This is a genomic window from Acinetobacter sp. YH01007 (genome assembly GCF_013420425.1).
Taxonomy (GTDB): domain Bacteria; phylum Pseudomonadota; class Gammaproteobacteria; order Pseudomonadales; family Moraxellaceae; genus Acinetobacter; species Acinetobacter towneri.
Map to the genome: position 1 here is coordinate 1 of NZ_VOYC01000043.1, position 3,417 is coordinate 3,417.

General features: G+C 45.6%; 4 protein-coding genes. All 4 read left to right on the forward strand.

Going from position 1 to position 3,417, the window contains the following annotated elements; genetic code table 11:
- The first annotated feature begins 146 nt into the window (after nucleotides 1–146).
- The 4 genes from FTT74_RS13760 to FTT74_RS13775 all read left to right on the forward strand — a co-directional run bounded on the left by FTT74_RS13760 (nucleotide 147) and on the right by FTT74_RS13775 (nucleotide 3,203).
- On the forward strand, nucleotides 147–740 hold the full coding sequence (locus FTT74_RS13760; RefSeq protein WP_205779272.1) for a tyrosine-type recombinase/integrase: 594 nt from the start codon (nucleotides 147–149) through the stop codon (nucleotides 738–740).
- A 189-nt stretch (nucleotides 741–929) separates the two neighbouring features.
- A complete protein-coding gene (locus FTT74_RS13765) occupies nucleotides 930–2,096 on the forward strand; it encodes a tetracycline-inactivating monooxygenase Tet(X3) (protein ID WP_024160783.1) in 1,167 nt (388 codons plus the stop codon).
- 148 nt (nucleotides 2,097–2,244) lie between these two features.
- Nucleotides 2,245–2,982, forward strand: a complete 738-nt coding sequence (locus FTT74_RS13770; RefSeq protein WP_001366550.1) for a recombinase family protein — start codon at nucleotides 2,245–2,247, stop codon at nucleotides 2,980–2,982.
- The gene (locus tag FTT74_RS13775) at nucleotides 2,979–3,203 is read left to right on the forward strand and encodes a hypothetical protein (protein ID WP_179989180.1); all 225 of its coding nucleotides are present in this window, start codon (nucleotides 2,979–2,981) and stop codon (nucleotides 3,201–3,203) included. The genes FTT74_RS13770 and FTT74_RS13775 overlap by 4 nt, the downstream gene beginning before the upstream one ends.
- Nucleotides 3,204–3,417 lie beyond the last annotated feature (214 nt).

Genomic DNA, 3,417 nt, shown 5'->3' on the forward strand with positions numbered 1-3,417 from the left:
GCCAGGCCTCAGCATTTTATTATGGTGATCCCCTGGGCGAAATGCGCCTGGTAAGCAGAGTTTTTGAAATGTAAGGCCTTTGAATAAGACAAAAGGCTGCCTCATCGCTAACTTTGCAACAGTGCCAGTTTTATTACGAACGTGTTTTGGGTGGACAACGGAAAACATATTTCATCGAAAGACCAAAAAAAGAAAAAACACTTCCTGTTGTGATGAGTGAAGAAGAAACCATTCGGGTACTACGCGCTATTGAAAACGTGAAACACAAGGCTATTCTGATGACTATTTATTCGGCAGGTTTGCGCATTTCTGAATGTATAAACCTGAAAATAAAAGACATTGACTCCAAGCGCATGCAAATTCGTATAGAACAGTCAAAAGGAAAAAGAGATCGTTATACCATTTTATCTGAGAAAACATTAATTATTTTAAGAACATACTTTATGGAATATAAACCAAAAGATTATTTATTTGAAGGTCAAAAAGGTGGCGCATACTCAAGCCGAAGTATTCAAAACATTTTTAAAGCAGCTGTTTTAAAAGCAAAGATTCAAAAGGAAGTTACTGTACATACCTTACGACATAGCTTTGCAACGCATTTGCTTGAGAATGGTACGAGTTTACGTTATATTCAATCGTTGTTAGGTCATTCAAGCAGTAAAACAACTGAGGTTTATACACATATTACCACCAAGGGAATGGAACAATTAAAAAGTCCGATGGATTTGTTAGATATATAGAAAGGATTTGTATATTTGAGCAAAACTTAACAAAAAGCACTATGAATATAAATCCTTTTGAGAGAGTAGAAACGAACGGTAAACGGTTGAAAACGGATTTGTCACTGATAATGAAAGGTTTAGCAAAATAAGATATAGTGGATATATACGCCATTTGGCGTATAGCCACTTGTTATGTGCCATTTTTGAATGACAATGCGAATAGATACGGACAAACAAATGAATTTACTTAGTGATAAGAACGTTGCAATAATTGGTGGTGGACCCGTTGGACTGACTATGGCAAAATTATTACAGCAAAACGGCATAGACGTTTCAGTTTACGAAAGAGACAACGACCGAGAGGCAAGAATTTTTGGTGGAACCCTTGACCTACACAAAGGTTCAGGTCAGGAAGCAATGAAAAAAGCGGGATTGTTACAAACTTATTATGACTTAGCCTTACCAATGGGTGTAAATATTGCTGATGAAAAAGGCAATATTTTATCCACAAAAAATGTAAAGCCCGAAAATCGATTTGACAATCCTGAAATAAACAGAAATGACTTAAGGGCTATCTTGTTGAATAGTTTAGAAAACGACACGGTTATTTGGGATAGAAAACTTGTTATGCTTGAACCTGGTAAGAAGAAGTGGACACTAACTTTTGAGAATAAACCGAGTGAAACAGCAGATTTGGTTATTCTTGCCAATGGTGGAATGTCGAAAATAAGGAGCTTTGTTACCGACACGCAAGTTGAAGAAACCGGTACTTTCAACATCCAAGCTGATATTCTTCAACCGGAAATAAACTGTCCCGGATTTTTTCAGCTATGCAACGGCAACCGATTAATGGCGGGACATCAGGGCATTTTATTGTTTGCCAATCCCAATAATAATGGTGCATTGTATTTAGGAATTAGTTTTAAAACGCCCGATGAATGGAAAAATAAAATTCCCTTAGATTTTCAGGACAGAAACAGCGTTGCCGATTTTTTATTGAAAAGATTTTCCAAATGGAGTGAAGTTTACAAACAATTAATACGTTCGGTATCAACATTTCAATGCTTGCCCACAAGGAAATTTCCTTTGAACAATGATTGGAAAAGTAACCGTCCATTACCCATAACAATGATTGGCGATGCTGCTCATTTGATGTCGCCTTTTGCAGGACAGGGTGTAAATACGGGATTATTGGATGCTTTGATATTGTCTGAAAACCTTACAAACGGAGAATTTACAAGTATTGAAAATGCCATCGAAAACTACGAACAACAAATGTTTGTTTATGCAAAAGATACGCAGGACGAATCGACAGAAAACGAAACCGAAATGTTTAGTCCCAATTTTTCGTTTCAAAAATTATTGAATCTATAAACAGTAAGAAAAAACGGCTACTAACAAGCAGTTTTGCAATAGTGGGGCAGAAGTGCAAAATTGAACTTGTGTGCTTCTATCAACTTTTGTACATTAGCTGCCAGTTTAAGATGGGTGCATTTGAGTATGCCCAAAGGAGCCCGCAAGTATGCGCAGGACGAAGCCAGTAGCCGCGCCGATGGTGGCGCGGGTCTATCTGCGCGTCAGCACCGACGCGCAGGACTTGGAACGCCAAGAGGCGATCACTACGGCCGCGAAGGCCGCCGGCTACTACGTCGCCGGCATCTACCGTGAGAAGGCATCCGGCGCACGCGCCGACCGGCCTGAGCTGCTGCGCATGATCGGCGACCTACAGCCCGGCGAGGTGGTCATTGCCGAGAAGATCGACCGCATCAGCCGCCTACCTTTGCCCGAGGCCGAGCGCCTGGTGGCCTCGATACAGGCCAAAGGCGCACGCCTGGCCGTCCCTGGCGTGGTCGATCTATCCGACCTGGCGGCCGAGGCCCAGGGCGTCGCCAAGATCGTGCTGGAAGCCGTGCAGATCATGCTTTTTCGCCTGGCCTTGCAGATGGCCCGCGACGACTACGAGGACAGGCGCGAACGCCAGCGCCAAGGCATTGAGTTGGCCCGCCAGGCCGGGCGGTACAAGGGCCGCCGTGCTGATCCGAAGCGCCGCGCCCAAGTTGTCGCGCTGCGCAAGTCCGGCTACAGCATCAACAAGACCGCCGAGCTGGCCGGGTACAGTGCGGCCCAGGTGAAACGGATATGGGCCGAGGTCAGCCAGGCCGAAGCGAAGCAGCACGGCGCGTTCGTGGAGGACGCATTGACGGAAGCCGATGCCCTGGCCGCTGTCGGCCAGGATGAGCGCCAGGAGGAAAGGGCATGAAGAAGCCGAACCAAGACGACGAGCCGTTTTTCATCACCGAGGAGATTGCGTCCGAAATGATCGCCGGCGGCTATGAGTTCGAGCTGCCGCCCATTCCTTGCACCATCCGCCTACGCGACGTGCTGGAGCGCATGACCGATGCTGAGCTAGCATTGCAGCCGGGCGAGATCGCCGACCAGGAGCGTGAACGCTGCCGGCGCAAGCCGTGTTCAACCTCATGATCTGGTCATGGTATTTTTCATGGCACTGAGCCTGATAGTTCTTGCAAATTGTTGTCACTAAAGGGTTTTGTGTGCTTGTTTACAATCGAGTGGGAGTGACGGGCACTGGCTGGCAATGTCTAGCAACGGCAGGCATTTCGGCTGAGGGTAAAAGAACTTTCCGCTAAGCGATAGACTGTATGTAAACACAGTATTGCAAGGACGCGGAACATGC